Here is a 26,750-nt window from a genome sequence, read left to right as displayed (position 1 = left end):
TTAGGTTAAATGTTGTAAACTAGATAAAGAAAACTCGCCGATTGGCGAGCCCGTTAGGGCGAAGACAGAGGCGTAGTTGCACTTATGCCTGATAGGAAAGTTATACTTTCCTATCGGCTAAAAAGACATTTGGAGGATTTTTATGGGTATTTTTACACGATTTAAAAAGCAGCTAGAAACATCAGACCATAATATGGATGATTCCTTGAAGACACATTATTATAAAGCAACGTTTAATCAAATGTTTCAATCAGTAGAAAAACTATTCCATGAAGATGCCGATTGCCAGGTAATGACGGTTTCGAAAGAACATGGTGAGATTGCGGTGGAAGTAAGTAAACCAATACAGTGCTTTCTAATTGTCACCATCGTTTCTGTAAAACCAATGGAGACAGCAGTAGACTTTAATATTTCATCGGAAAAGTTTTCATTGTTGGGCATTTATCCCGATTTAAAAAAACGCATTCAGTTCTATTACGGGCGGATTGGTCAACTACATAACCTTGTTGGAATCAAAAAAAACTCGTAACACTTCTACTTGTACAATGGTCCGCTTTTTAATAAGATAAAAGTAAGGATTTTGTCGGATTTGGAGCTGATAAACTAATGAAATGCCCTTCATGTCAAAACTATGGTACACGTGTGCTTGATTCCCGGCCCGTTGATGAAGGACGTGCAACACGGAGAAGACGAGAATGCGAAGAGTGTGGATATCGGTTTACTACTTTTGAAAAGATTGAAGAGATTCCCTTAATTGTGGTAAAAAAGGAAGGAACGAGGGAAGAGTTCAGTCGTGATAAGATACTGCGCGGCTTGATTAAGGCTTGTGAAAAGAGGCCTGTAGCCTTGAAGGAATTAGAAGATATCACTCATGGTGTTGAAAAGGATCTTCGCAGTCAGGGTATTTCCGAAATCAAAAGTGAAGCCGTTGGTGAAATGGTGATGGATAGGCTTGCGCATGTTGATGAGGTCGCATATGTGAGATTCGCCTCTGTCTACCGCCAATTTAAAGATATTAATGTATTTATAGAGGAATTAAAAGAATTAATAAAAAAAGAAAAATCCTAAAGGAGCTAAATTTTTTGGCTCTTTTTAATTGGAAAAGCGGAAGTTCACGAGCCGCTTGCCACTGGAGCTGGACAATTATCTAATTAACAAGGGAAAGGTTGGAATGATATGGCGCAGCATTGGCAGGAAATTCTTCCTATCGACCGGTATATTGTAGCGGCCAATGGGCTTTTGCATGAGTATGACCGAAAAGTGCTGACGTTTTTATATCAGCCATTGATTGGGTCGACTTGTTTTAGTTTATATATGACTCTTTGGACAGAGCTTGAGGAAAACCGGCTCTGGTCTGAATCCTCCACCCACCATTTTTTGATGAATTTAATGGGAATGAATTTAAAGGATATTTATGAAGCCCGATTAAAGCTTGAGGGCATTGGGCTATTAAAGACATTTGTCAAAACAGAGGACGGGGAACGGTCCTTTATTTATGAGCTGCATCCCCCGCTTAATCCGGAGCAATTCTTTTTAGATGGAATGTTAAATATTTACCTTTACCGGAAGATTGGCAAAACGCATTTTGCCCGTTTGAAACGATTCTTTACGGACCAGCAAAAACCGGAAGAAAAAGTATACCAGGATGTGACGAGGGCCTTTCAGGATGTGTTTGCATCAGCAACACCAGGCAGCCTGCAATACCTTCAGGATGTTTCTGAAGATATTGAAGAAGCTGGGGAACATACACAATTCATCGGCCGAAACGAATCGAATCCTATTCAAATTGATTATCGTCTTTTTGATTTTGATTTATTAGAAGCCGGTCTAAATGAATCGCTTGTCCCTAAAAAGGCACTTACACCTAAGGTGAAGAGTGTGATTAGCAATCTTGCCTTTCTTTATAATATAGATCCGATTGAAATGAAAAATTTCATCCTTGGTGCCATGAATCCAAATGACGAAATAGATATTGAAGATTTAAGAAAGGGTGCTCGTGATTGGTATCAATTCGAGAATTTTGACCAGTTGCCAAGCCTGATTACCCGCACCCAACCTGCTGCACTTCACACTCAGATAACCGAACCGAAAACACAGGAAGAAATATTAATCCATCATTATGAAACGAACTCACCGCTTACCGTTTTTAAACAATTTACTGGTGGTGTGGAGCCTTCAAACGCAAATCTGAAAACATTGGAAGAAATCATGATTAAGTATAATCTTCCACCTGGAGTAGTAAATGTTTTAATAGAGGTTGCATTAAGGAAATCAGATATGAAGTTTACTTTTGCGTTTGTTGATTCGATTGCCAGCCATTGGGCACGAAAGCATGTAAAAACAGTGAAGGAAGCGATGGAACTCGCAAAAAATAATGAAAGTGCTCAGAATGAAAGCAAAAAAGCTGGAAAGAGAGCGAACAAAAAGCCAATTCGGACAGAGCTAATACCTGATTGGTTTGATGAAAGTACTAAAACTGCCGCGGTGAAAGGCAATCCTCAAGAAGACAACTCCGAAGATGAAGCCAAGAAGCGGGCCATCGAAGAAAAATTAAAGGCGTTTAGGAAGTAGGAGGTGAATCGTATGGAGAAAATAAATAAAACATTACAGCGGCTTGCCTCAAATCAAAATTTTCAGAAGCGCTACCAGGAACAGCGTCAGGCAGTTCTTCAAAACGCAGGCATCCAAGCCTTTTTAACAGAGCATAAAAATGAAATTACCCAAGACATGATTGAAAAAAGCATGAGCAAACTATACGAGTACACAAACCAATGCAAGGATTGCAGCCGCTGCGAAAGTCTTGATACATGTAAAAACTTTATGAAGGGGTATCACCCTGAATTGGTTTTATCGCGAAATTCTATCGATGTTGTCTATAAGCAATGCCACAAAAAAATCATGGCGGATGAGAAGAAGAAAAATGAAAAGCTGATCAAAAGCCTATATGTACCAAGAGATATATTGCAGGCGACGTTTGAGGACTTTGAAGGGGATACAGGCAGACTTGATGCGGGTGATAAAGCTGCCACCTTCTTAATGAATTATGAAGCCGGGAAAAAAGCAAAAGGTCTATATTTATATGGGAAGTTTGGTGTTGGCAAATCCTATATATTAGGGGCTATTGCCAATGAACTGGCTAGAAAACAAATTTCTTCGATGATTGTCTATGTTCCAGAATTACTAAGAGAAATGAAAAGCTCCATTGCCGATTCAACCTTAAATGAAAAAATTGAAGCGTTAAAAAAAGAGCCTATTCTGATGCTAGATGACATTGGAGCTGAAGCGGTGTCAAGCTGGACAAGGGATGAGGTGCTAGGGCCGATTTTGCAGTTCCGCATGCTTGAAAGTCTGCCAACATTTTTCACCTCTAATTTTGATTTTAAGGGGCTCGAGCATCACTTAACGTACAGTCAGCGCGGGGAAGAAGAAAAGATGAAAGCAATGCGGATTATGGAGAGGATCCGCTCATTAAGTGAACCGGTGCTCGTAGATGGACCAAATCGGAGATAAAACAATAAATTGTGGATTGTCGTTATAAAACGGCGGTCCTTTTTTTTATTTAAATGCAAAAAGCAGTGCCAAGCTAACTTCTATTTTGGTCAAGTCCCCCATATATATTTTAAAACAGGGATTTGCGAAAAGGGGGGGTTTGGTTGGCGGAAATCATCTTCCAAAGCAAGCTGGATGCACGAAAGTTTTATCACCACTTGCTGAAGTACGTACCATATAATCTAGAAAAAGAAACAATTCTTCTTTTAGAAGATCGACATATAGTGAAATTAGTAAATAGCAGTGCAAGCCTTGAGGGATTTGAGGTCCTGAAAACGGCATTCTATGATTATATTACAAATATTAAACGAAATGATTGGTTTAGAGAAATCATTAGGAATCAATATTATTTTGATGATCTAGAAGAGATTCAGCAAATAATGGAGATTATCTATTCAATAATTGAAGGTCAAAGAGAGGATCTTGCCGTTTTTCTAAAAGAAACAAGCGGGGAGCTTGAACTTATTAAAGCTGCAATCAATCAAATTTTTCAAGGGGATGTTTCTTTCTCGTTTGATTCTTTTCTTAAGTTTCGTTTGCGTCCCTACCTTCAGATTCTCGAAGGCTATGTGGAACTTGCTATTGATGAATATAAAATGGAGCAGGAATATCAAATGTTTGTCCAAATGCTGCGGGATTTTTTAATGAATCGGGAGCCGAAAATGGAGAGTCTCCATTTATTGTTTGATGAAGAAATCACTTTTTACAATGAGCAGTTTAGTGAGATGAAACGAGGAGAATTAGCAAGAATGATTGACCGGAAATTATTAGTTAATCATCCTGTGTATGTGGATTCAGCATCCATTGCGCCACTTTTATCGCTTGCACCTACGACCATTTTTATTTATACAAAAAATCCTGACGAACCCTTGGTCAGAACAATCAAAAATATCTTTGAAGAAAGAGTGAACATAAAGACATTTGATGCCCTTCTTGAAACGAAAAAATTGGCAGCGGTTCAACATTCTTCTGAAAATCAGGCATGAAAAATAAAATTATGGCAATATTTAGTTTAGTGTACCTTGATTTTTCTTAGTGAACTCATTATAATAACGTACATAGCATAAATCACGCAAAAAAGTAATGATAAGGACAACAGTATTTCTTTACGGTTTATTAGAGAGGGAGACCACCCGGCTGAAAGTCTCCTAACACGAATGAGAATACTTACCGCCTTTAAACTTCAGCAGTGAACACTTTATTTTTTATGGAGTAAGTAATTGTTGACGGTCTACAGCCGTTACCTGACCAAAGTCATTTTCAGTGCTGCATTGATGATGAAAAATTGGGTGGAACCACGTGTTAATTAAAACTCGTCCCTATTCCAGGGACGGGTTTTTTTATTTTTATTAAAAAAATTTAAACTTAGAAAATTGTCTAGCTCCAGCGCCTAAGGGCTCTAAGGTCTATAGCCAACCCGTCATGAAGGTTAAAAAAACAACCTTCATGACGGCACGTCTAGACTCACGCCCTTGGGCAAGGCGCTTCCGCTTTTCTAATAAGGAGGAATTGTTATGTCAGACGTTGTTAAGATTTCGTTTCCTGATGGGGCAGTAAAGGAGTTCCCAAGAGGAACAACAACGGAAGATATTGCCGCTTCCATTAGCCCGGGTCTAAAGAAAAAAGCGATTGCCGGCAAATGGAACGGTCAAATGGTTGATCTTCGCCGTCCAATTATCGAAGACGGATCCATAGAGATTGTAACACCAGAATCAAATGATGCATTAGAGGTTTTGCGCCATAGTACTGCACATTTAATGGCACAAGCGGTTAATAGATTATATCCGAATGTCAATCTGGGTGTTGGTCCGGTTATCGAAGGCGGATTTTATTATGATATGGATCTTGAGGTTTCCCTAACACCGGAGGACCTTCCAAAGATTGAGAAAGAAATGGCGAAAATCGTCAATGAAAATCTTGAAATCATTCGTAAAGAAGTAAGCAGAGAAGAGGCGGTTCAGCTTTTTAAAGAAATGGATGATCCATACAAGCTAGAACTCATTGAAGCTATTCCTGATGAGGAAACTGTTACACTTTATCAACAAGGTGAATTTGTTGACCTATGCCGCGGTGTCCATGTTCCCTCAACAGGTAAAATTAAAGAATTTAAATTATTAAGCATCGCCGGTGCTTATTGGCGCGGCAATAGTGATAATAAAATGCTGCAGCGTGTATATGGAACAGCCTTTTTCAAAAAAGAAGACTTGGCAGAGCACCTTCGTTTACTTGAAGAGGCAAAAGAGCGTGATCACCGAAAAATTGGCAAAGAATTGAACCTTTTCACTACTTCCCAACTAGTTGGACAAGGTTTACCGCTGTGGCTTCCAAAAGGGGCAACAATCCGCCGTATCGTTGAGCGCTATATTGTCGATAAGGAAGTTCGCCTGGGATATGACCACGTGTATACTCCTGTAATGGGCAGTGTCGATCTTTATAAAACTTCGGGACACTGGGATCATTATCAAGAAGACATGTTCCCAATCATGGATATGGATAATGAACAATTAGTTCTTCGTCCAATGAACTGTCCGCACCATATGATGGTCTATAAAAACAGCATTCACAGCTATCGTGAACTGCCAATCCGTATTGCTGAACTTGGTACAATGCACCGTTATGAAATGTCAGGCGCATTATCAGGACTACAGAGGGTTCGGGGAATGACGTTAAATGATGCCCATATCTTCGTTCGTCCAGACCAAATTAAAGAAGAATTCAAGCGGGTAGTGAACCTTGTTTTAGCCGTTTATAAAGACTTTAATCTTAATGACTATTCCTTCCGTCTTTCCTACAGGGACCCGCAGGATACTGAAAAGTATTTTGATGATGATGCAATGTGGGAAAAAGCGCAGAGTATGCTAAAGGAAGCAATGGATGACTTAGGTCTTGATTATTATGAAGCAGAAGGAGAAGCTGCCTTCTACGGTCCAAAGCTTGATGTTCAAGTGAAAACTGCATTAGGTAAGGATGAAACGTTGTCTACTGTGCAATTAGACTTCTTGCTGCCGGAGCGATTTGACTTAACTTATGTCGGTGAGGATGGCAAGCAGCACCGCCCAGTTGTCATTCACCGCGGGGTCGTGTCGACAATGGAACGTTTTGTCGCATTCTTAATCGAAGAATACAAAGGAGCATTCCCAACTTGGCTCGCACCCGTGCAGGTTCAAGTTATTCCGGTATCTCCAGGTGCACATTATGAATATGCAAAGCAAGTACAGGAACAGCTGCAAAACGAAGGCTTCCGTGTTGAATTGGATGGCCGCGATGAGAAAATTGGCTATAAAATCCGTGAAGCCCAAATGCAAAAAATACCATATATGCTTGTTGTCGGTGATAAAGAAGTAGAAGAACAGGCTGTTAACGTCCGCAAATATGGTGAACAAAACTCTGAAACAAAGCCATTTGCTGAGTTTTTAACCGCACTTCAGGGTGAAGTGAAATTAGGATAATGTTTACGAAGGGAGGAGCTCCTCCCTTTTTGTTTTTAAAAAAATGGTTGAATAATTTTCTGTTTCTTGCTACAATAAATTTCGTTGTCAAAGAAAATAGTTCGTTTGACATCACGTCTTTGATTATGGTATAGTTACTAAAGTAAAATTGAATATAAGTTTTTGGGAAAAGAAGAAGCACCCGCTTCTCACCTGATTTGACGCACATGTGCAGTTGGCAGGTTTTACGTGAACTTTTTGTTATTACTTATGTTTCGTAAAGTGTGGGTGTATTCATCCGCACTTTTTTATTTGCATACTTAAGAAAAAAGTTGTTCATACCTGTAGTGCAACATGGTGTCAAATGTGATGCTTCTTGGCCCAAACGTTGTATTCGAGATAAAACCTTGGAGGTGGCTAACTATTAGCAAAGACATGTTGTTAAATGAGGGCATTCGCGCACGTGAAGTTCGCTTAATCGATCAAAATGGCGAGCAGTTAGGGATTAAATCCAAATTCGAAGCGTTGGAGATTGCCGGACGAGTAAATCTTGATTTGGTACTTGTTGCACCAAATGCAAAGCCTCCGGTAGCCCGGATTATGGACTATGGCAAATTTAAATTTGAGCAGCAAAAGAAAGAAAAAGAAGCTCGTAAGAATCAAAAAATTATTACGACTAAAGAAGTTCGTCTAAGTCCAACAATTGACGAGCATGACTTTAATACAAAGCTTCGCAATGCAATTAAGTTTTTAGAAAAAGGTGACAAGGTAAAAGCTTCAATCCGTTTCAAGGGCCGGGCGATTACCCATAAAGAAATCGGTCAGCGTGTGTTAGACCGTTTTTCCGAGGCGTGCAAGGAAGTTGCAACCATCGAATCACATCCAAAAATGGATGGACGAAGCATGTTCCTAGTTCTAGCACCTAAAATCGACAAGTTATAAGGAGGACAATCATAATGCCAAAAATGAAAACTCACCGCGGCGCTGCAAAGCGTTTTAAGAAAACTGGTACTGGTCAATTAAAGCGTGATCATGCTTATACAAGCCACTTATTCGCTAACAAATCAACAAAAGCTAAGCGTAAACTTCGCAAAGGAACCCTTGTTTCTAAAGGCGATTTCAAACGCATTCGTCAATTATTAACTTACGTAAAATAATCTCGGATAGATCGATTTATATAGGAGGGAAATTACATGCCACGTGTAAAAGGCGGTACAGTTACGCGCAAGCGTCGTAAAAAAGTTTTAAAATTAGCAAAAGGTTATTTCGGTTCAAAACATACATTATATAAAGTTGCTAACCAACAGGTTATGAAATCTTTAATGTATGCATTCCGCGACCGTCGCCAAAAGAAGCGCGACTTCCGCAAACTTTGGATTACTCGTATCAACGCAGCAGCACGTATGAACGGTCTTTCTTACAGCCGTTTAATGCACGGCTTAAAGCTTGCTGGTATCGAAGTAAACCGCAAGATGCTTGCTGACTTAGCAGTTAGTGATGCAAACGCATTTGCTGAATTAGCTAACGTTGCTAAGCAACAATATAACAAGTAATAATAATGCCATTCTCATACTGAGGATGGCTTTTTCTATAAAGGGGATACCTAGATATGATGATTTTGGTTGGTTTTTTGGTAATGAATATTGCAGGGCTCCTGATTATGGGGGAGGATAAGAAGCGGGCGAAAAAGCACCAATATAGAATTAGTGAGCAAACATTATGGCTGGTGGCATTATTTGGCGGAGCGATCGGGACAACAGCAGGGATGCAGCTTTACCGTCATAAAACAAAGCATCTCTCATTCAAAATAGGCTTTCCGCTTTTAGCAGTTGTCGAGGCCGTTTTATTGATCATGTACCTAAAATAAATAGCCGCGATATAGCGGCTATTGACTTAAAAATTCCTTCACTGGACTTTTCCAATTGATTTCGGCATTTGGGTAATGCTCAAGTATTTTTTGATTCATATAAAAAAAGTCATCCCTGACCATCCCCTTAAGCGAGGAAGTATTTTCCGGCCAAATAGAGATGGAGACGACGTCAAAAGTATTATTGACCGAGCCCAAGTATTTTTCACCAGAAAACAAGGCACCTTTATAGGTTAGCTGAAAATTCCTTCTCACATCATCATGATCAATTAATAAAAAGCGTTTATGTTTACGCGCTGATTCCAGCTTTCGGGATGATTGAAAAAGTATTTTTACTCCCATGTAAAATAGAAATACTAAGAAAAATAACAATACGAAGCGAAGCAACCAAATCATGGTCAAGCCCCCTACACCTATTTTCCTTCTAATACGATTCAACAGTAAAAAGGTTTCAATCATTTCACATTTTGCTATAATTTTTCCATAAGGAGTGATGATCATAGTGCAACTTGAAAACTTGTTTCGGATGCAAAAAGCATTAGATACCCATATTGAAGAAAAACATCAGCTGCAGGATGAGGATTTATTTGCAAAAAAGGTTCTCGCCTTGCTTGTAGAAATTGGTGAATTGGCGAATGAAACACGCTGTTTTAAATTTTGGAGCGTTAAACCATCTTCGGCTAAAGAAGTGATTTTGGAAGAGTTCGTCGATGGGGTTCATTTTATTTTGTCCCTTGGGATTGTGTGCGGTTTTTACGGGCGGGAATTGGAACTGGAAACGAGCGAGTCTGATATGAATGTGACAGAGCAGTTTCTTAGTGTATATGAAAAAATAATGTTTTTTCAAAAGAGCAGGGATTTTACTGACTATAAACGATTATTTGAATCGTATTTGCAGCTTGCAGCGCTCCTTGGCTTTAAAAATGCAGAAATTGAAAAAGCATATTTTGCAAAAAACGAAGTAAATTATCAAAGACAGATGAATAATTATTAAAGGAAATTGCAGAATTTTTTTGTATAATGAAAAATGTACGTATATATAGGGGGCTAATAAATGGTAAAAATGGATGAAACCTTAATGATGTTAAAAGACTTAACCGATGCCAAAGGGATTCCTGGCAATGAGCGTGAAGTACGCGACGTGATGAAGAAATACATAGAAGCATATGCAGATGAATTGACAACTGATGGACTTGGCAGTTTAATTGCCAAAAAGACAGGGGCTGCGGGCGGTCCGAAAATCATGGTGGCCGGCCATTTAGATGAAGTCGGCTTCATGATTACTCAAATTGATGACAAAGGATTTCTAAGATTCCAGCCTGTCGGCGGCTGGTGGGGACAGGTAATGCTCGCGCAGCGCGTAACCATCGTGACAAGAAAAGGCGATGTAACCGGTATTATCGGTTCTAAGCCACCGCATGTATTGTCTGCTGAAGCACGGAAAAAGCCGGTAGAAATTAAAGACATGTTTATTGATATCGGCGCTTCTAGCCGTGAGGAAGCAGGGGAATGGGGTGTCCGTCCCGGAGATATGGTTGTTCCGTATTTTGAATTTACGGTAATGAACAATGAGAAAATGCTGCTGGCAAAAGCTTGGGATAACCGCATAGGCTGTGCCATTGCCATTGAGGTGTTGAAACAACTAAAAGGTGTGGATCATCCTAACGAGGTTTATGGTGTTGGGGCGGTTCAAGAAGAGGTTGGCTTGCGCGGTGCTAAGACGGCAACCTACAAAATTCAACCGGATATCGGTTTTGCAGTCGATGTTGGAATTGCCGGCGACACACCTGGAATTTCTGAAAAAGAGGCAATGAGTAAGATGGGTAAAGGCCCTCAAATTGTGGTTTACGATGCGTCTATGGTGTCCCATAAAGGCTTGCGTGATTTAGTAACCGATACAGCGGATGAATTGAATATTCCTTATCAATTCGAATCCATTCCTGGCGGCGGAACGGATGCCGGCTCGATTCATTTGACACATAATGGCGTTCCGGCGCTAGCTATTACGATCGCTACGCGTTATATCCATTCACATGCGGCTATGCTTCATCGTGATGATTACGAAAATGCGGTTAAATTGATTGTTGAAGTGATCAAACGCTTAGATCGTGAGACCGTTGATAAAATTACTTTTGAATAAAATAGGAAATCCCTGGCGGAAGTTTTTCGCCAGGGATTTTTTTGAATAAAAAGAGCTGCCGATTAATGGTTGGCAGCTTAGGGATTATTACTTTAGCCCGCTTTCAAGCACGGTAAGCATTTCTTTCTTTTCTTCTTCTGATGAGTTTTTCCAAATGATTTCAAATAAGACGCCAAGTCCAGGGAGCATCTTTTCTTCCCCGTTTTGGATTGCATCGACGATTGTATCTTCTAATTGATCTTGGGTGTTGCCGGAAACATTGTGAATAATAGCATTTCTAAGGTTTAAATTCATGTCTAAACACTCCTTTTTAATCCTTTATTTCTCTAATATGTTTTCTATTTTTGGTTTAATTATGTATTATTGTTATGATTATGATTAATTAGATGAGATTTTTTAAAGGAGAACACTGTTTTGAAACGTATTGAATCTGAAAATAATCCTAAAGTAAAACAATGGAAAAAACTATTAACAAAAAAAGAACGTGATAAGTCCGGAACATTTTTAATTGAAGGCTTTCATTTAGTAGAAGAAGCATTAAAACAAGATGAGCAAATTGTAGAAATTATTGTATCGGAAAAAGTGGGGCTGCCTCCCCGGTGGGATCCTGCCGGAACGCCAGTTACCTTTGTCACGGATGAGATTTCGAATTCTTTATCCGAAACAGAAGCGCCGCAGGGAATTTATGCTGTATGCCGTCAGTTGAATCCTGAAGTTCAGGAAGCAAAAACTTATCTGCTCATCGATGCTGTTCAGGATCCTGGAAATCTAGGAACGATGATTCGTACGGCTGATGCAGCGGGGATAGATGCCGTCATTATCGGAAAGGGAAGTGTGGATCCTTTTAACGCAAAGGCCCTTAGATCTGCCCAGGGAAGCCATTTTCACCTTCCCATCATTAGAGGTGACCTGCACGAATGGATGGATAAGCTTCAAGGGGAGAAAGTACCCGTTTATGGAACGGCACTAGAAGGGGCATCTGCCTATACTGAAATTTCAAGTGCGGATTCTTTTGCGCTAGTTGTAGGAAACGAAGGAAATGGCGTGGATCAAGACATCCTTACACGCACCACCGCCAACCTGTATATTCCGATTTACGGCAAAAGTGAGTCACTGAATGTCGCTGTTGCCACCGGGATCCTGCTCTATTATTTGAAAAAATAGGCTTGTACTGGTTTGACCTTTTCAGTGAATTTATTATATAATAGTGAACAATATTGATAATAACAAAAACGATGACGGAGAAAAGTATCTTGTCGATTGATCATATAGGGAGAAAGTGCCGCGACTGAAAGCACTTTTATGATACAAGACTTGAGAAGTTCACCTCCTGAGTTGGCATCGGGACCATTTTTGACTATAAAAATGTAAAGATGCACCGGCTAAAAGCCGTTATCCCAACGAAGCGAACACATATATTCATACATATCGTGTTTACAAGGGTGGTACCGCGAAACACAAACCTCGTCCCTTTCCAGGGATGGGGTTTTTTTGTCTTTCACAGTAGAAATGGTGCCTGACACCCTTTCTACTGTCATTGTACTAGTAATGGTGCCTGACACCCTTTTTACTACCATTGTATTAAAAATAAGGAGGATGTAACGATGCAAGAACGTTTGAAGGAATTGCAGGAAGAGGCTATTCAGAAGATTGAGCTGTCTGCAAGCTTGAAAGAATTGAATGATATTCGCGTTGCGTATTTAGGGAAAAAGGGTCCCATCACAGAAGTGCTGCGCGGGATGGGTAAGTTGTCTGCTGAAGAGCGCCCTGTTATGGGAGCACTTGCCAATGAGGTCCGTGAAGCGATTGCTGTAAAGATAGAGGCAAAACAAAAAGGATTAGAAGAAGCTGCTGTGCTTGAAAAGCTCGCTTCAGAAAGCATTGACGTGACCTTGCCAGGCCGCCCTGTAAAGGCTGGAAACCACCATCCACTTACAAGAATCATTGAAGAAATTGAGGATTTGTTTATTGGCATGGGTTATCAAGTTGCTGAAGGTCCAGAGGTTGAGCAGGATTATTATAACTTCGAAGCTCTTAACTTACCGAAGGGTCATCCTGCCCGCGACATGCAAGACTCGTTCTATATCACAGAAGAAATTTTGATGCGCACGCACACATCACCTGTCCAGGCACGGACAATGGAGAAGCACCAGGGGAAGGGCCCAATTAAAATTATTTGCCCTGGTAAAGTGTACCGTCGTGATAATGACGATGCGACGCATTCTCATCAATTTATGCAAATCGAGGGACTTGTGGTTGGTGAGAATATTCGCATGAGCGATCTGAAAGGAACATTAGAGGTTTTCGCCAAAAAAATGTTTGGTGATGACCGAGAAATCCGCCTAAGACCAAGCTTTTTCCCGTTCACGGAACCATCTGTTGAAATGGATATTTCATGTAAAATTTGCGGCGGCCATGGATGCAGCGTATGTAAACAAACGGGCTGGATCGAAATTCTTGGCGCCGGAATGGTTCATCCAAACGTCCTTGAGATGGCTGGCTATGATTCTAAAAAATACACTGGATTTGCATTTGGAATGGGTCCAGAGCGGATTGCGATGTTGAAATACGGTGTCGATGATATCAGACACTTCTATACAAATGATGTTAGATTTTTAAAACAGTTTTCTAAACACGAATAAAGGAGGATGACGACATGTTCGTTTCATATAAATGGCTCCAGGACTATATCGATTTAACTGGAGTAACAGCAGCTGAATTAGCTGAAAAGATTACTAAAAGCGGGATTGAAGTGGAAGGTGTAGACGTATTAAACGAAGGGATTAAAGGTGTCGTTGTCGGGCATGTATTAGAACGTGACCAGCACCCAAATGCCGATAAATTAAGCCGGTGTCTTGTTGATGTCGGTGAAGGTCAGCCCGTTCAAATCATTTGCGGTGCACCGAATGTGGCACAGGGTCAAAAGGTTGCTGTTGCGAAGGTTGGTGCAGTATTACCTGGTAATTTTAAAATTAAACGGGCAAAGCTTCGCGGTGAAGAATCCAACGGCATGATTTGCTCCCTAACTGAGCTTGGAATGGAAGGGAAAGTTGTTCCGAAAGAATATTCTGAAGGAATCTTTGTTTTTCCAGCAGATGCAGAAGTTGGAGCAGATGCACTTGCCTTATTAGGCAGGGACGATGAAATTTTAGAACTGAGTTTGACTCCAAACAGAGCCGATTGTTTGAGCATGCTTGGCGTTGCGTATGAAGTGGCTGCCATTCTTGGCAGAGAAGTGAAGCTTCCGGAAACAAGCCTTGAACCTGTTGTTGAAAAAGCCGCTGATTATGTAAGAATTGTTGTAGAAGCGAAAGAGGATAACCCTTTATATGTAGCTAAAATGATCAAAAATGTGAAGATTGGACCATCACCGCTTTGGATGCAGTCGCGTCTAATGTCAGCCGGTATCCGACCTCACAATAATGTCGTCGATATTACAAACTATATTTTATTAGAATACGGCCAGCCGCTTCATGCGTTTGATTATGACCGCTTGGGTTCAAAAGAAATTCTTGTCCGCCGCGCTGCTGATGGCGAAAAATTTGTTACTCTTGATGATGTGGAACGAACATTAACGGCAGACCACCTTGTAATTACGAACGGAACAGAGCCGGTAGCCCTTGCCGGTGTAATGGGTGGTGCGAATTCAGAGGTAACTTCTGATACCACAACTGTTTTATTGGAATCTGCCTATTTTAACGGGGGAACCGTCAGAAAAGCTTCAAAAGACCACGGCTTAAGAAGTGAAGCTAGTGCCCGGTTCGAAAAAGGGGTAGACCCTAATCGTGTGCGTCCGGCGGGAGAACGTGCCGCATACTTAATGGCGAAATATGCCGGCGGGGAGGTACTAGAAGGAGCTGCGGAAGCTGATACACTTAAGGTTGAACCGGCGGTTGTTTCTATTACTTTGGAAAAAATTAATCGTGTCCTGGGAACAGATTTAGTTATGCAAGATGTAAAAGATATCTTCGACCGTCTGCAATTTGCAGTCACAATTGAAGAAGATTTGATTACGGTAACGGCTCCAACTCGCCGCGGTGATATTAGAATTGAAGAAGATCTTGTGGAAGAAGTAGCCCGCTTGTATGGGTATGACAATATTCCTAAAACATTGCCTATCGGATCCACTACACCTGGGAAATTGTCAGAGTATCAAAGAAAACGCCGCGAAGTCCGTCAATACCTTGAGGGAGCGGGCTTGTACCAAGCTGTAACGTACTCTTTAACTAGTGAAGAAAAATCATCACAATTTGCGCTTGATAAGCGCGGTACGATCCGTCTCTCCATGCCAATGAGTGAAGAGCGCAGTGTGCTTCGCTTAAGTATCCTGCCGCAGCTTTTAGAAGTAGTAAAATACAACAGTGCCCGTCAAAACGACAGCCTGGCCGTATATGAAACAGGAGCGGTATTCTTAGCGAACGGAGAGGAAGTCCTTCCGGAAGAAAAAGAACATTTAGCCGCTGCGGTTACTGGCTTGTGGCATAGTCATTCATGGCAAGGAGAAAAGAAACCGGTCGACTTTTTTGTTGTGAAGGGGATTTTAGAAGGAATGTTCGCCAAGCTTGGCTTGACCGATCTTGTTGAGTACGTTCAGGCGCAGGCAGACGGCTTGCACCCAGGTCGGACGGCGGAAATCCGCTTAAACGGTGAAAAAATCGGCTTCGTCGGCCAAGTTCACCCAAGTGTCCAGAAAGAACTTGATTTAAAAGATACGTATGTATTCGAACTATCCTTAAAAGCAGTACTTGAAGCAGACACACCAGTATTACAATACGAAGCCATCCCACGCTTCCCATCGATTACAAGAGACATTGCCCTCGTGGTAAACAGAGAAACGGTGTCAGGCACCATGAAAAATATTATCATTGAGGCTGGTGCTCCGCTGTTAAAAGAGGCTGAAGTGTTTGATTTATATGAGGGAGAAAGAATGGAGGCAGGCAAGAAATCGATTGCTTTTGCTCTTAAGTATGCTGATCCTGAACGTACTTTGACGGATGAAGAGGTTACGAAGGTTCATGAGCGTGTGCTTGACGCCTTGAAGGATAAGGCTGGCGCAGTGTTGAGAGGATAATATTTGAAGAGGCTGGCTCGATTTTTTCGGGCTGGCTTTTTCTTTTTGGGCAGAAGAATGCGATTCGCTGATATATTGGGAAATTCGCTGATATATGTCCGCAATTCGCTGATAAAACAAAAAAAGTCGCTGGTATAATTAATTTATAAACATTTTGACAGGAAACATGCCCTCGTGTTGTGGATACAGCACAGAATCCGCAACTCAATACAATGAAAAAGGCTGCCACGCCGTCAAAAATAACGGGGGCAGCCTATATTATTTACATTTTCCCAAATATTTCATCATACTTCTTTGCCAAAGCTATATCCAAATCGGTCAATCCTCCTGCGTTCCAGGAAGTAAGCCTTAGGGTCACTAATTTATAGTCAATTGCTATAAACGGGTGATGATTTTTTTCCTCCGAAAGTGCCGCGATTTCATTTACAAATGACACGCCTTTTAAAAACTCCTGAAAGCGATACTTTTTGACAATGAATTTACCGTCTAGTTTCCAGTTGGATAACACGGTAAGAGATTCATTAATCTCGGTTAAACTAAGTCGCTTTGCCACTAAAACCCCTCCAAACTCTGCCATTATCCATTATATATATTCGTCAACGAAATTTTTTATTTGCAATTCCCAAAGCTTTATCTGTATTCGCAAAATGAAGCTTGACAAAAGACGGCAGGATGTCGCGCCCTTTACTCAAAATCAGCTTTGCGGCAGCAACATCCACCTGTGACCCGGCTCCTTTGGGAATTTTAAAGCCCGCAGCATCGCTTAGCTTATCTATATATTGAATAAAGGCATAGCGGGCAAGAATGCTGGCAGCGGCAACTGCAAGATGAATCCCTTCTGCCTTCGTGCTAAAATAAACGTCCTTCCTAGCAACGGCTTTCTGACCTTTTAAATGCTGAAAATAGGTAGCCGGCTGCACAAATTGGTCAACCAGAATCGCTTCTGGGGTTGCGGGTGCAATTTTTCCAAGGACATTTAAGATTGCTTGATTATGCAGGATGGCCTTCATTTTCCCTTGGGACATTCCTGACCGCTGAACCTGATTGTATTTTTCATTTTTTAACGTCATCAGGCTGAACGGTACAACGTCTTTGATGACCTTGGCAATCGCCACGATTTTTTCGTCATTTAAGTCCTTCGAATCGCGCACACCTAATTCCTTTAATAATGGGATATCTTCTTTCCTGACATACGCCGCAACAACAGTAATCGGACCGAAAAAGTCACCTGTGCCGACCTCATCTGAACCGATGGCCGACATTCCGCCGATGTCTGCCGGCAGATCGCCTTTCGCTGCGGATTTTACTTTAGAGGCAGCGGCCGGCTTTTTCCCAACGGAACTAGTACTGCTCCACTTACCAGCTTCTTTCTCGCAATCATTCCCTTGAAATAAGACCTTTCCTGATTTATAGGCCGTAATCATACAGGCTGGAGTTTTCGCTGCAAACACACCCCCAGGTATGTTCTTATCTAAAAGCTGCTTCCCGTAATAGGTTTTCATTTCGCTAATTTGAGCCAGATCCATTTGAAGTACAACATTTCCCATTGAAAAAACACCACATTTCTAAAATTGTTTAGACTTTTCGACTTCTATTCATTCGTGTTATAGTATAGAGTAGGATTCTTGAATGGAGGCTTTAAAGTTGTCAAATTCACAAAAACACCGAACAACCGTTGATATATACGGGCAGCAATACATCATAATGGGTACGGAGAGCCCAAGTCATATTCGGCTTGTGGCATCGTTAGTTGACGACAAAATGCGCGAAATACATTCCAAGAATCCAAATCTGGATGGAAGCAAACTTGCTGTATTAACAGCAGTAAATGCAGTCAATGATTATATTAAAATAAAAGATCAATTAGAACGGCTGCAAGCGGAACTACAAAAAGAAAAGGACTAAAAATTATGTTAGATTTAGCCATTATCATTTTTTTAATCATCGGATTCTTTGTCGGCCTTAAAAGGGGCTTTATTCTGCAGCTTGTTCATTTAACAGGTTTTATTATTGCATATATTGCAGCCTATTCATACTATGACGAGCTGGCACCCAAATTAACACTATGGGTCCCTTATCCAAACTTTGGTGAAGGGACGACATTAAAAATATTAACCGATTCTAGCAACATGGAGACGGCTTTTTACCGTGCGATTGCATTTGTGATTATCTTTTTTGCCGTAAAAGTGTTATTTCAAATTATTGGATCAATGCTGGACTTTGTTGCCCATCTGCCGGTACTAAAGCAGTTGAATGTATTTGCAGGCGGAATCCTCGGCTTTTGTGAAGTCTATTTAATTATTTTTATTTTATTATATATTGGTGCCTTACTGCCAATCGGACTGGTTCAAAACTATTTGGAACATTCATTCATGGCAAAAGCAATTGTGAATCACACTCCTATCCTTTCACAGCAAATAAAGAGCTTGTGGATTGAATATACAGCTGCTTCGACTTCTCTATAGCAGAGAAGTTTTTCTTTTACCGCCTTAAATAAGGTAAAATGAAGATGCTAAACTTGAGGGAAGGTGCTTAAAATGGAAGTCAATAAAAAAGAAGTCATTCGTTTATTAGAAACGATTGCGATATATATGGAATTAAAAGGAGAAAACCCGTTCAAAATTTCTGCCTTTCGCAAGGCAGCAAATGCACTCGAAACCGATGAGCGCGCGATAACAGAGATAGAAGATTTTACAACAATTTCAGGTATTGGCAAAGGCACGGCCGCTGTAATTGGTGAGTACATAAAAGAAGGTTCATCCTTCGTTTTAAAAGAGCTAAAGGAGGAAGTTCCCTCCGGGTTAATTCCATTATTGCAGCTCCCCGGTCTTGGCGGAAAGAAGATTGCCAAGCTATATAAAGAGTTAGAAGTGGTAGATGTCACCAGTTTAAAGGAAGCCTGTATGGCAGGGAAAGTACAAGCCCTTGCTGGGTTTGGAAAAAAGACAGAGGAAAAAATTTTAAGCGCCATAGCAAATGTCGGGACAAGACCCGAAAGACTGCCGCTTGCCTACATGCTTCCTATAGCTGAAAGAATTGAAGCACGACTGGCAGATCTGCCAGAAATTGACCGTTTTTCAAGAGCGGGAAGTTTAAGACGAATGAGAGAGACAATCAAAGACCTGGATTTTATTATTGCTACAACCAATCCGGAAATCGTCCGCGGACAACTGTTAAAATTTCCGAATATAAAAGAAGTTATTGGGGCTGGAGATACAAAGGTTTCCCTTGTTTTTGCGCTTGATTATGATATTTCCGCCGATTTTCGTCTCGTGAAACCGGAGGAATTTATCACTACCCTGCACCATTTCACCGGTTCAAAGGATCATAATGTCCGGATGCGTCAGCTGGCGAAAGAACGCGGAGAAAAAATCAGTGAATATGGTGTAGAAAACGTGGAAACTGGGGAAATTCTCACCTTTGCATCGGAAGCAGAATTTTTCAAGCATTTTGATCTTCCTTTGATCCCGCCGGAAATTAGGGAGGATGGCAAGGAAGTGGAGGCTTTCTCTGCCAATGAAGCATTAATCGAGCTCAGCGATATTAAAGGGGACCTTCACATGCATACAACATGGAGTGATGGCGCCCACACGATTGAGGAAATGGCAGAAGCCTGCAGGAACCGAGGATATAAATATATGGCTATTACGGACCATTCACAATTCCTCAAGGTGGCAAATGGACTCACAAGAGAACGGCTTTTAAAGCAAAAAGAAGAAATTAAAAAGCTAAATGAAAAATATGATGATTTTCTTATTCTTTCTGGTGTTGAAATGGACATCCTTCCAGATGGTACATTGGACTATGAGGATGACATACTTGCCGAAATGGACTTTGTTATTGCGTCAATCCACTCGGCCTTTTCCCAGCCAAGGGAAAAAATCATGGATCGACTTAAGACAGCACTGGAAAATGCCCATGTGGATTTAATTGCCCATCCAACCGGCAGAAAAATTGGCCGCCGTGAAGGCTACGATGTTGATATCGACATGCTGATCCAATTGGCAAAAGAAACAAAAACGGCCTTAGAATTAAATGCGAATCCCAATCGGCTGGACCTGGCTGCTGAATATTTACGAAAAGCCCAGGACGAGGGTGTGAAAATTCTTATCAATACGGATGCCCATCAAATGGACACCTTAAAGCATATGGAAATCGGCGTTTCTGCAGCCAAAAAAGGCTGGATTCGAAAATCATCAGTAATAAATGCACTTGATAAAAATGAATTGCTGGAATTTTTGGCTAATAGGAAAGTATAAACTTTTTGTCTAAAAGTTTATACTTTCCTATATCGCATAAGTGCAACTACGCCTCTGTCTTCGCCCTTGGGGCTTGCCAGTCGGCGAGTTTACTTTACATAATAGATAAGGAGGATACACTCCATGCACGAAAGAGCCCTAAAGGTATTAGAATTCACCAAGGTAAGAGAGCAGCTGCTCGAGCATGCCGCTTCCCCACTGGGGAGAGAAAAAATTATCAACCTCGTGCCATCCACTGATTTTGAAGAAGTGGTTAGACTTCAAACAGAAACAGATGAAGCGGCAACGGTTTTTCGCATTAAAGGAAATGTCCCGTTATCGGGGATACATGATATCCGTGCCCATATTAAACGATCGGTTATTGGCGGAATCTTAAGTCCGCATGAATTAAACCAAACCGCCAGCACCATTCATGCCAGTCGCCAGATGAAGCGGTTTATTGAGGATATCGCTGCGGAAAGAACGGAATTACCCATTTTATTGGAGCAGGTAGAACGGATTATTCCGTTGACAAACCTGGAGCAGGAAATCAAACATGCCATTGATGAAAGCGGTGAAGTGTTAGACGGTGCGAGTGAGCTGCTTCGCTCGTTAAGGCATCAGCTCAGGTCCAATGAGTCCCGTGTTCGTGAAAAATTGGAAAGCATGATTCGCTCCTCGAATGCGGCTAAGATGCTTTCTGATGCGATTATCACGATTCGAAATGACCGATTTGTCATTCCGGTAAAACAAGAGTACCGTGGCCACTATGGCGGGATTATTCATGACCAGAGCTCATCGGGGCAAACGCTATTTATCGAGCCTCAAGTGATTGTCCAATTGAATAATCAATTGCAAGATATTCGTGTGAAGGAACAGCTTGAAATTGAACGGATCCTAACAGAGCTTTCAGCAAATGTTGCTGAGCATGAGAACGAACTACATGTAATCGTTGAGGTTTTAGCCAATTTGGATTTTATTTTTGCAAAAGCAAGATATGGAAAAAAAATAAAGGCATCTAAGCCGGCGATGAATCATGAGGGGAGAATCTCCTTATATAAAGCAAGGCATCCGTTTATTCCTATCGATAAAGTGGTTGCCAATGACATTATGCTTGGAACGGATTATACCACCATTGTTATTACTGGTCCAAATACCGGGGGGAAAACCGTCACTTTAAAAACGCTTGGCTTGTGCTGCCTAATGGCGCAGGCAGGATTGCAGGTGCCTGCACTGGACGGATCTGAGCTTGCCGTTTTTGATGCCGTCTATGCCGATATTGGTGATGAACAGTCGATTGAACAGAGCTTAAGTACATTTTCATCGCACATGGTCAATATTGTCGACATCCTTAACAGTGTCGATTTTAACAGTCTTGTGTTATTTGATGAGCTGGGTGCGGGAACGGATCCGCAAGAGGGTGCAGCCTTGGCCATTTCCATATTAGATGAAGTGCACAGGCGGAGGGCAAGAGTCATTGCCACGACCCATTATCCGGAATTAAAGGCATACGGCTATAATCGTGAAGGTGTACTGAATGCCAGTGTCGAGTTTGATGTCGAAACCTTGAGTCCAACGTATAAGCTGCTGCTCGGTGTTCCCGGCCGAAGTAATGCCTTTGAAATTTCGAAGCGATTAGGATTGGATGATCGTGTCATTCAAGCTGCACGTTCACATGTAAGCGAAGATACGAACCAAATCGATAAGATGATTGCCTCCTTGGAGGAAAGTAAACGGGTGGCGGAAATTGAACAGCAGGAAGCCAGGGATTATTTAAAACAGGCAGAAAAGCTTCATCAAGATTTGCAAAAACAAATGATTGAATTTTACGAGAAGAAAGACGCTATGCTTGAAAAAGCGGCCGAAAAGGCAGCAGATATCGTTGATGAGGCAAAAGACGAGGCAGAGAAGGTCATTCGTGATCTACGCAAAATGCGAACGGAAAAACATGCGGAGATTAAGGAGCATGAATTAATTGATGCCAAAAGACGCCTCCAAGAAGCGGCACCGGAAATTAAGAAGTCAGTAAATCTAACCAATAAGAAAAATAAAAAACATACCTATATGCCGGGCGATGAAGTAAAGGTTTTAACTTTTAACCAAAAAGGTACGTTGGTTGAAAGGGTTTCAACAAATGAATGGCAGGTTCAGATTGGCATTCTGAAAATGAAGGTAAAAGAGAAGGATATGGAATATATCAGCACACCAAAACCGGTGGAAACAAGACCAATGGCGATTGTTCAAGGGCGGGAATCAATCGTAAAACTGGAACTGGATCTTCGCGGTGAAAGGTATGAGGATGCTCTGTTGAAGGTGGAGAAATATATTGATGATGCCCTTCTATCCAGTTATCCGCGTGTATCGATTATTCACGGGAAAGGGACTGGGGCATTACGGCAGGGCGTCCAAGAATACTTAAGAAACCATCGTTCCGTCAAGAAAATTCGCTTTGGAGAAGCCGGAGAAGGTGGTTCGGGCGTAACCATCGTAGAATTTAAATAATGTCGGGGAGATAAGGTTATGAACCAGTTTTGGGAGAACGAATATATTCAAATTGCAGCCTATTATAGTGTTGTTATTCTTTGCATGGTTGTCTTTTTAGCGGTTTTTGAGATGGTAACCAAGTATAAAAATTGGGAAGAAATTAAAAAAGGAAATTTGGCAGTAGCGATGGCAACCGGAGGGAAAATATTCGGTGTCGCCAATATATTCCGAGCGTCGGTGGAGGAGCACAATTCATTGCTTGAAATGGTCGGCTGGGGGATCTACGGCTTTGTTCTTTTATTAGCAGGCTATTTTATCTTTGAATTTTTAACGCCAAAGTTTAAGATTGACGAGGAAATCCAAAATGATAACCGTGCTGTTGGATTTATTTCGCTAATGATTTCAATTGGATTATCATATGTAATTGGTGCAGGAATTTAGTAAGGGGAGAAAAACAGTGGAAACATTGGCAAAGGTACTGATTGGATTATGCGGCTTGTTTTTACTTATTGGCATCGTATATTTAGTGTTTTTTGTTTAATAAGAATGCACCGCTGATCGTAATCAGTGGTGTTTTTTTTGCGATAACTTCAATTGTTTATTGTGAAATACTGTACTATAATATAAGAGAGTTTAGAATTTTTATAATTAAATATACAAAAGGGAGGTTATGTGTGTTGGAGTCAAAACCATGGTTGGATATTTATCCGAAAGAAATTCCTGCCACACTTGAATACTCTTCAGAACTCGTCCAGGATTATCTTGTAAAAGCAGCAAAAGAGTTTCCGGAAAAAATAGCGATTCACTTTATGGGGACAGAAATGACCTATAAAAAGCTCTTTAATGATGCATTATGTTTTGCAAGTTATCTGCAGGGGCATCTGGCAATGAAAAAAGGCGATCGAATTGCGATCATGCTTCCTAATACTCCACAGGCGGTTATAAGCTATTTTGGTATATTAATGGCGGGCGGCATTGTCGTTCAAACAAATCCATTATATACCGAACGTGAACTAGAGTATCAGATGAAAGATTCTGGAGCCCAAGCCATTATCACCTTAGACATCCTCTATCCAAGAGTCTCAAAAGTTATGCCGCAGACTAATTTACAACACATTATTGTAACCGCTATCAAAGACTACTTGCCATTTCCCAAAAATCTCATTTATCCTTTTATTCAAAAAAAACAATACGGTATTGTTGTGAAAGTAAAGCATGGGGGATCCTCTCATTTATTGACGGAAATTCTAAAGGAGGGTCCAAAAGAGTTAACTGCATACGAGTTTAATCCCGAGGAAGATATTGCGCTGCTCCAATATACAGGAGGAACAACTGGTTCTCCAAAAGGTGTCATGCTGACGCATAGTAATTTAGTGTCCAATACAGCCATGAGTGAGGCATGGCTATACAAAGCCAAACCGGGAGAAGAATCGATGCTTGGCATCGTACCTTTCTTTCACGTCTATGGAATGACTGTCTGTATGATCTTATCGATTAAAATGTCCTGTAAAATGATTTTACTTCCAAAATTTGATGCACTGACAACGTTAAAAACCATACACAAACAGAGGCCAACGCTATTTCCAGGAGCACCAACTATTTATATAGGCCTATTAAACCATCCCGACTTAAAAAAATATGATTTATCCTCGATTGAAGCCTGTATAAGTGGTTCGGCTCCGCTGCCGCTTGAAGTCCAGGAGAAATTTGAGGAAGTGACCGGAGGCAAGCTTGTCGAAGGCTATGGTTTGTCGGAAGCATCACCTGTTACACATTCCAATTTCCTATGGGACGTGGAAAGAGTAAAGGGCAGTATAGGTGTTCCATATCCTGATACGGATGTAAAAGTCGTCTCAATTGAAACAGGGGAACAATTGCCTGTCGGGGAAATTGGTGAAATTATCATTAAAGGTCCGCAAATTATGAAAGGCTATTGGAATCGTCCTGAAGAAACGAAGGAGGTCCTTCATGACGGATGGCTGTATACAGGTGACTTGGGTTATATGAATGAGCAGGGATATTTTTATATTGTCGATCGCAAAAAGGATATGATTATTGCAGGCGGATATAATATTTATCCTCGAGAGATTGAAGAAGTATTATATGAGCATCCGGATGTACTTGAAGCCGTGGCCGCCGGGATTCCAGATCCGTATCGCGGCGAAACCGTAAAGGCTTATATTGTGTTAAAAAAAGGATCTACCCTCTCAGCAGATGAAATGAACCAATATGCACGAAAATATCTCGCGGCATATAAGGCGCCAAGATTATATGAGTTTAGAGAAGAATTGCCGAAAACTGCCGTAGGAAAAATTTTACGAAGAATGCTTGTAGAAGAAGAGAAACGAAAAATAGAGGAAGAAAGCCAAAAGCACGCCTAATTTTTTTTTGAACATAAAGGCTTGTCTCAAAATATATTTTATTATAGGATAATAAAGTTCGAACAGAAATTCTTGACAGAAATAAATTAAAATTTTATTATTAAAATATGAATGATGATTCATTCATATTTTTCTTTTTGCAAATGTAGTAATGTACTTCAAAGGGGGGATACATGTTGAAAAAAAGTAAGCCGAAATATATGCAAATTATTGATGCCGCGGTCATTGCCATAGCCGAAAATGGTTACCACCAAGCGCAAGTTTCAAAAATTGCGAAACAGGCAGGAGTGGCAGATGGCACGATATATCTTTATTTTAAAAACAAAGAAGACATCCTCATCTCACTCTTTGAAGAAAAAATGGGAAACTTCATTGAAAAAATAGATCAAATGATAGCAGGAAATGGGACAGCGGCGGCGAAGTTATTAATGATGATCGAAGCGCATTTCAGCCTGCTATATGAGGATCATCATCTTGCCATTGTAACCCAGCTGGAATTGCGTCAATCCAACAAGGATTTACGGCTCCGGATTAATAACATTTTAAAAGGTTACTTACAGGTGATTGATAAGATTATTTTAGAAGGCAAAGACAAGGGAGAGTTTTCACCTGACCTTGATGTTCGCCTTGCCCGGCAAATGATTTTCGGCACCATTGATGAAACGGTAACATCTTGGGTGATGAACGAGGAAAAGTATAATTTGCTTGCTTTGGCATCCCCAGTCCATCATCTTTTAATGAATGGATGCGGGGGCGGACAAGTAAAAGAATAGGGGGAGAAATTTTGGATTATTTAAAATGGTCGCATCAAGACAATATTGCGACGATCACGATTCAGCGTCCTCCGGCAAATGCTCTTTCTTCAGGCCTTTTACGAGAGCTGTCGGGATTACTGGATGAAATTGAGCCAAACCGAGAAATTCGAGCGATTGTGATCCGTGGTGAAGGACGCTTTTTCTCTGCTGGTGCGGATATCAAAGAATTTACCACGGTTAGTTCCTCTGAAGGGTTTGCTAACTTGGGTAAGTTTGGACAGGATTTATTTGACCGCATGGAGAAGTTTCCAAAACCGATTATTGCGGCCATTCATGGGGCAGCCCTAGGCGGCGGTCTTGAACTGGCAATGGCTTGCCACATCCGATATGTCAGTGAAACAGCTAAACTCGGTCTTCCGGAGCTTCAGCTTGGGTTAATACCCGGTTTTGCCGGCACACAGCGCTTGCCAAAATATGTAGGGGTTGCCCGAGCGGCGGAAATGCTGTTCACGTCTGAGCCTATTACTGGTTTAGAGGCAGTCCAGCATGGGCTGGCAAATCAAGCCTTTCCAGAAAACGAAGTATTTGAACAGGCTTATAAGTTAGCAGGAAAAATCGCTAAGAAAAGCCCTGTCTCGATTAGTGCTTCCATTCAATTATTAAACTATGCGAAAACAGAAGAGTTTTATAAAGGAACTGAAAAAGAGGCAGAACTGTTTGGCGAAGTATTTGTCTCAAAAGATGCAAAAGAAGGCATCCAGGCATTCCTTGAGAAAAGGGAACCAAACTTTACAGGTGAATAACTTCTTAGGCAGGATTCCTGCTTAAGAAGTTGTA

27 protein-coding genes and 1 other annotated feature are annotated in these 26,750 nt (G+C 41.1%); of the genes, 23 read left to right on the top strand and 4 right to left on the bottom strand.

Translation table 11 applies throughout. The annotated features are described in order from the left end of the window. The first annotated feature begins 142 nt into the window (after positions 1–142). The 10 genes from FAY30_RS18220 (at position 143) to FAY30_RS18175 (ending at position 8,844) form a co-directional block, all read left to right on the top strand. Positions 143–529, top strand: coding sequence for a hypothetical protein (locus tag FAY30_RS18220; protein WP_149871214.1), 387 nt, complete (start codon positions 143–145; stop codon positions 527–529). A 77-nt stretch (positions 530–606) separates the two neighbouring features. Further along, complete coding sequence (nrdR, locus tag FAY30_RS18215) at positions 607–1,068, top strand: transcriptional regulator NrdR (RefSeq protein ID WP_149871213.1); 462 nt, start codon at positions 607–609, stop codon at positions 1,066–1,068. A gap of 108 nt (positions 1,069–1,176) precedes the next feature. After that, complete coding sequence (locus FAY30_RS18210; RefSeq protein WP_149871212.1) at positions 1,177–2,571, top strand: replication initiation and membrane attachment family protein; 1,395 nt, start codon at positions 1,177–1,179, stop codon at positions 2,569–2,571. Between the two features lie 12 nt (positions 2,572–2,583). Beyond that, complete coding sequence (dnaI, locus tag FAY30_RS18205) at positions 2,584–3,510, top strand: primosomal protein DnaI (RefSeq protein ID WP_149871211.1); 927 nt, start codon at positions 2,584–2,586, stop codon at positions 3,508–3,510. A gap of 143 nt (positions 3,511–3,653) precedes the next feature. Further along, positions 3,654–4,535, top strand: a complete 882-nt coding sequence (ytxC, locus tag FAY30_RS18200) for a putative sporulation protein YtxC (protein ID WP_149871210.1) — start codon at positions 3,654–3,656, stop codon at positions 4,533–4,535. 528 nt (positions 4,536–5,063) lie between these two features. Next, the gene (gene thrS / locus FAY30_RS18195; RefSeq protein WP_149871209.1) at positions 5,064–6,998 is read left to right on the top strand and encodes a threonine--tRNA ligase; all 1,935 of its coding nucleotides are present in this window, start codon (positions 5,064–5,066) and stop codon (positions 6,996–6,998) included. A 163-nt stretch (positions 6,999–7,161) separates the two neighbouring features. Then, positions 7,162–7,293 (top strand) — a sequence feature (ribosomal protein L20 leader region). 119 nt (positions 7,294–7,412) lie between these two features. Next, positions 7,413–7,919, top strand: a complete 507-nt coding sequence (gene infC / locus FAY30_RS18190; protein WP_149871208.1) for a translation initiation factor IF-3 — start codon at positions 7,413–7,415, stop codon at positions 7,917–7,919. A gap of 14 nt (positions 7,920–7,933) precedes the next feature. Beyond that, complete coding sequence (gene rpmI / locus FAY30_RS18185) at positions 7,934–8,134, top strand: 50S ribosomal protein L35 (RefSeq protein ID WP_149871207.1); 201 nt, start codon at positions 7,934–7,936, stop codon at positions 8,132–8,134. A 36-nt stretch (positions 8,135–8,170) separates the two neighbouring features. Beyond that, entirely contained in the window at positions 8,171–8,530 is a 360-nt protein-coding gene (gene rplT / locus FAY30_RS18180) for a 50S ribosomal protein L20 (protein ID WP_149871206.1), read from the top strand. 59 nt (positions 8,531–8,589) lie between these two features. Continuing rightward, a complete protein-coding gene (locus FAY30_RS18175; protein WP_223821013.1) occupies positions 8,590–8,844 on the top strand; it encodes a DUF1294 domain-containing protein in 255 nt (84 codons plus the stop codon). Positions 8,845–8,862: 18 nt separating this feature from the next. Here the strand turns inward: FAY30_RS18175 and FAY30_RS18170 are convergent, their stop codons facing one another. Further along, the gene (locus tag FAY30_RS18170) at positions 8,863–9,240 is read right to left on the bottom strand and encodes a sigma-w pathway protein ysdB (RefSeq protein WP_149871204.1); all 378 of its coding nucleotides are present in this window, start codon (positions 9,238–9,240) and stop codon (positions 8,863–8,865) included. Between the two features lie 106 nt (positions 9,241–9,346). On the opposite strand from FAY30_RS18170, the gene FAY30_RS18165 reads away from it, so the two are divergent. After that, positions 9,347–9,838, top strand: coding sequence for a dUTP diphosphatase (locus tag FAY30_RS18165; protein ID WP_149871203.1), 492 nt, complete (start codon positions 9,347–9,349; stop codon positions 9,836–9,838). Positions 9,839–9,898: 60 nt separating this feature from the next. Further along, the gene (locus FAY30_RS18160) at positions 9,899–10,984 is read left to right on the top strand and encodes a M42 family metallopeptidase (RefSeq protein WP_149871202.1); all 1,086 of its coding nucleotides are present in this window, start codon (positions 9,899–9,901) and stop codon (positions 10,982–10,984) included. An 87-nt stretch (positions 10,985–11,071) separates the two neighbouring features. Here FAY30_RS18160 and sspI read toward each other — a convergent pair whose 3' ends face one another. Next, the gene (gene sspI / locus FAY30_RS18155; protein ID WP_149871201.1) at positions 11,072–11,278 is read right to left on the bottom strand and encodes a small acid-soluble spore protein SspI; all 207 of its coding nucleotides are present in this window, start codon (positions 11,276–11,278) and stop codon (positions 11,072–11,074) included. A 120-nt stretch (positions 11,279–11,398) separates the two neighbouring features. Here sspI and FAY30_RS18150 point away from each other — a divergent pair, with 120 nt between their 5' ends. The 3 genes from FAY30_RS18150 to pheT all read left to right on the top strand — a co-directional run bounded on the left by FAY30_RS18150 (position 11,399) and on the right by pheT (position 16,055). Beyond that, a complete protein-coding gene (locus FAY30_RS18150) occupies positions 11,399–12,148 on the top strand; it encodes a TrmH family RNA methyltransferase (protein ID WP_149871200.1) in 750 nt (249 codons plus the stop codon). 440 nt (positions 12,149–12,588) lie between these two features. After that, positions 12,589–13,626, top strand: coding sequence for a phenylalanine--tRNA ligase subunit alpha (gene pheS, locus FAY30_RS18145; protein ID WP_149871199.1), 1,038 nt, complete (start codon positions 12,589–12,591; stop codon positions 13,624–13,626). A gap of 14 nt (positions 13,627–13,640) precedes the next feature. Next, positions 13,641–16,055 (top strand): phenylalanine--tRNA ligase subunit beta, encoded by a 2,415-nt coding sequence (gene pheT / locus FAY30_RS18140; protein WP_149871198.1) that lies wholly within the window; start codon positions 13,641–13,643, stop codon positions 16,053–16,055. A 262-nt stretch (positions 16,056–16,317) separates the two neighbouring features. On the opposite strand, the gene FAY30_RS18135 is transcribed toward pheT, so the two are convergent. Both FAY30_RS18135 and rnhC read right to left on the bottom strand, forming a co-directional pair. Continuing rightward, entirely contained in the window at positions 16,318–16,632 is a 315-nt protein-coding gene (locus FAY30_RS18135) for a 4a-hydroxytetrahydrobiopterin dehydratase (RefSeq protein ID WP_149871197.1), read from the bottom strand. A gap of 19 nt (positions 16,633–16,651) precedes the next feature. Beyond that, complete coding sequence (gene rnhC / locus FAY30_RS18130) at positions 16,652–17,602, bottom strand: ribonuclease HIII (protein ID WP_149871196.1); 951 nt, start codon at positions 17,600–17,602, stop codon at positions 16,652–16,654. A 97-nt stretch (positions 17,603–17,699) separates the two neighbouring features. Between rnhC and zapA the strand changes: the two genes are divergently transcribed. The 8 genes from zapA (at position 17,700) to FAY30_RS18090 (ending at position 26,716) form a co-directional block, all read left to right on the top strand. Beyond that, a complete protein-coding gene (gene zapA / locus FAY30_RS18125) occupies positions 17,700–17,960 on the top strand; it encodes a cell division protein ZapA (protein WP_149871195.1) in 261 nt (86 codons plus the stop codon). 5 nt (positions 17,961–17,965) lie between these two features. After that, positions 17,966–18,520 (top strand): CvpA family protein, encoded by a 555-nt coding sequence (locus tag FAY30_RS18120; RefSeq protein WP_149871194.1) that lies wholly within the window; start codon positions 17,966–17,968, stop codon positions 18,518–18,520. 72 nt (positions 18,521–18,592) lie between these two features. Beyond that, positions 18,593–20,314 carry a DNA polymerase/3'-5' exonuclease PolX gene (polX, locus tag FAY30_RS18115; protein WP_149871193.1) on the top strand — a complete coding sequence of 574 codons (1,722 nt, stop codon included), beginning with the start codon at positions 18,593–18,595 and terminating at the stop codon, positions 20,312–20,314. Between the two features lie 123 nt (positions 20,315–20,437). After that, positions 20,438–22,795, top strand: a complete 2,358-nt coding sequence (locus tag FAY30_RS18110) for an endonuclease MutS2 (RefSeq protein ID WP_149871192.1) — start codon at positions 20,438–20,440, stop codon at positions 22,793–22,795. 18 nt (positions 22,796–22,813) lie between these two features. Further along, complete coding sequence (locus FAY30_RS18105; protein ID WP_149871191.1) at positions 22,814–23,218, top strand: DUF350 domain-containing protein; 405 nt, start codon at positions 22,814–22,816, stop codon at positions 23,216–23,218. 233 nt (positions 23,219–23,451) lie between these two features. Further along, on the top strand, positions 23,452–25,158 hold the full coding sequence (locus tag FAY30_RS18100) for an AMP-binding protein (RefSeq protein ID WP_149871190.1): 1,707 nt from the start codon (positions 23,452–23,454) through the stop codon (positions 25,156–25,158). 176 nt (positions 25,159–25,334) lie between these two features. Continuing rightward, a complete protein-coding gene (locus FAY30_RS18095) occupies positions 25,335–25,931 on the top strand; it encodes a fatty acid metabolism transcriptional regulator FadR (protein WP_149872763.1) in 597 nt (198 codons plus the stop codon). Positions 25,932–25,942: 11 nt separating this feature from the next. After that, complete coding sequence (locus FAY30_RS18090; protein WP_149871189.1) at positions 25,943–26,716, top strand: enoyl-CoA hydratase; 774 nt, start codon at positions 25,943–25,945, stop codon at positions 26,714–26,716. Positions 26,717–26,750: the final 34 nt, after the last annotated feature.

The sequence above is a fragment of the Bacillus sp. S3 genome, assembly GCF_005154805.1.
Classification (GTDB): Bacteria; Bacillota; Bacilli; order Bacillales; family Cytobacillaceae; genus Neobacillus.
The sequence above is the reverse complement of the archived record's forward strand: the minus strand, read 5'-3'. Positions and strand labels throughout refer to the sequence as shown.

What these genes read in the sequence shown, in the direction of transcription:
- sspI (WP_149871201.1), bottom strand. Translation starts at nt 11,278, where the DNA reads ATGAATTTAAACCTTAGAAATGCTATTATTCACAATGTTTCCGGCAAC.
- FAY30_RS18220 (WP_149871214.1), top strand. Translation starts at nt 143, where the DNA reads ATGGGTATTTTTACACGATTTAAAAAGCAGCTAGAAACATCAGACCAT.
- rnhC (WP_149871196.1), bottom strand. Translation starts at nt 17,602, where the DNA reads ATGGGAAATGTTGTACTTCAAATGGATCTGGCTCAAATTAGCGAAATG.
- pheS (WP_149871199.1), top strand. Translation starts at nt 12,589, where the DNA reads ATGCAAGAACGTTTGAAGGAATTGCAGGAAGAGGCTATTCAGAAGATT.
- FAY30_RS18135 (WP_149871197.1), bottom strand. Translation starts at nt 16,632, where the DNA reads ATGGCAGAGTTTGGAGGGGTTTTAGTGGCAAAGCGACTTAGTTTAACC.
- rplT (WP_149871206.1), top strand. Translation starts at nt 8,171, where the DNA reads ATGCCACGTGTAAAAGGCGGTACAGTTACGCGCAAGCGTCGTAAAAAA.
- FAY30_RS18175 (WP_223821013.1), top strand. Translation starts at nt 8,590, where the DNA reads ATGATTTTGGTTGGTTTTTTGGTAATGAATATTGCAGGGCTCCTGATT.
- FAY30_RS18120 (WP_149871194.1), top strand. Translation starts at nt 17,966, where the DNA reads ATGTTAGATTTAGCCATTATCATTTTTTTAATCATCGGATTCTTTGTC.
- FAY30_RS18210 (WP_149871212.1), top strand. Translation starts at nt 1,177, where the DNA reads ATGGCGCAGCATTGGCAGGAAATTCTTCCTATCGACCGGTATATTGTA.
- FAY30_RS18170 (WP_149871204.1), bottom strand. Translation starts at nt 9,240, where the DNA reads ATGATTTGGTTGCTTCGCTTCGTATTGTTATTTTTCTTAGTATTTCTA.
- FAY30_RS18110 (WP_149871192.1), top strand. Translation starts at nt 20,438, where the DNA reads ATGCACGAAAGAGCCCTAAAGGTATTAGAATTCACCAAGGTAAGAGAG.
- polX (WP_149871193.1), top strand. Translation starts at nt 18,593, where the DNA reads ATGGAAGTCAATAAAAAAGAAGTCATTCGTTTATTAGAAACGATTGCG.
- rpmI (WP_149871207.1), top strand. Translation starts at nt 7,934, where the DNA reads ATGCCAAAAATGAAAACTCACCGCGGCGCTGCAAAGCGTTTTAAGAAA.
- FAY30_RS18105 (WP_149871191.1), top strand. Translation starts at nt 22,814, where the DNA reads ATGAACCAGTTTTGGGAGAACGAATATATTCAAATTGCAGCCTATTAT.
- pheT (WP_149871198.1), top strand. Translation starts at nt 13,641, where the DNA reads ATGTTCGTTTCATATAAATGGCTCCAGGACTATATCGATTTAACTGGA.
- infC (WP_149871208.1), top strand. Translation starts at nt 7,413, where the DNA reads ATGTTGTTAAATGAGGGCATTCGCGCACGTGAAGTTCGCTTAATCGAT.
- dnaI (WP_149871211.1), top strand. Translation starts at nt 2,584, where the DNA reads ATGGAGAAAATAAATAAAACATTACAGCGGCTTGCCTCAAATCAAAAT.
- thrS (WP_149871209.1), top strand. Translation starts at nt 5,064, where the DNA reads ATGTCAGACGTTGTTAAGATTTCGTTTCCTGATGGGGCAGTAAAGGAG.
- FAY30_RS18160 (WP_149871202.1), top strand. Translation starts at nt 9,899, where the DNA reads ATGGTAAAAATGGATGAAACCTTAATGATGTTAAAAGACTTAACCGAT.
- nrdR (WP_149871213.1), top strand. Translation starts at nt 607, where the DNA reads ATGAAATGCCCTTCATGTCAAAACTATGGTACACGTGTGCTTGATTCC.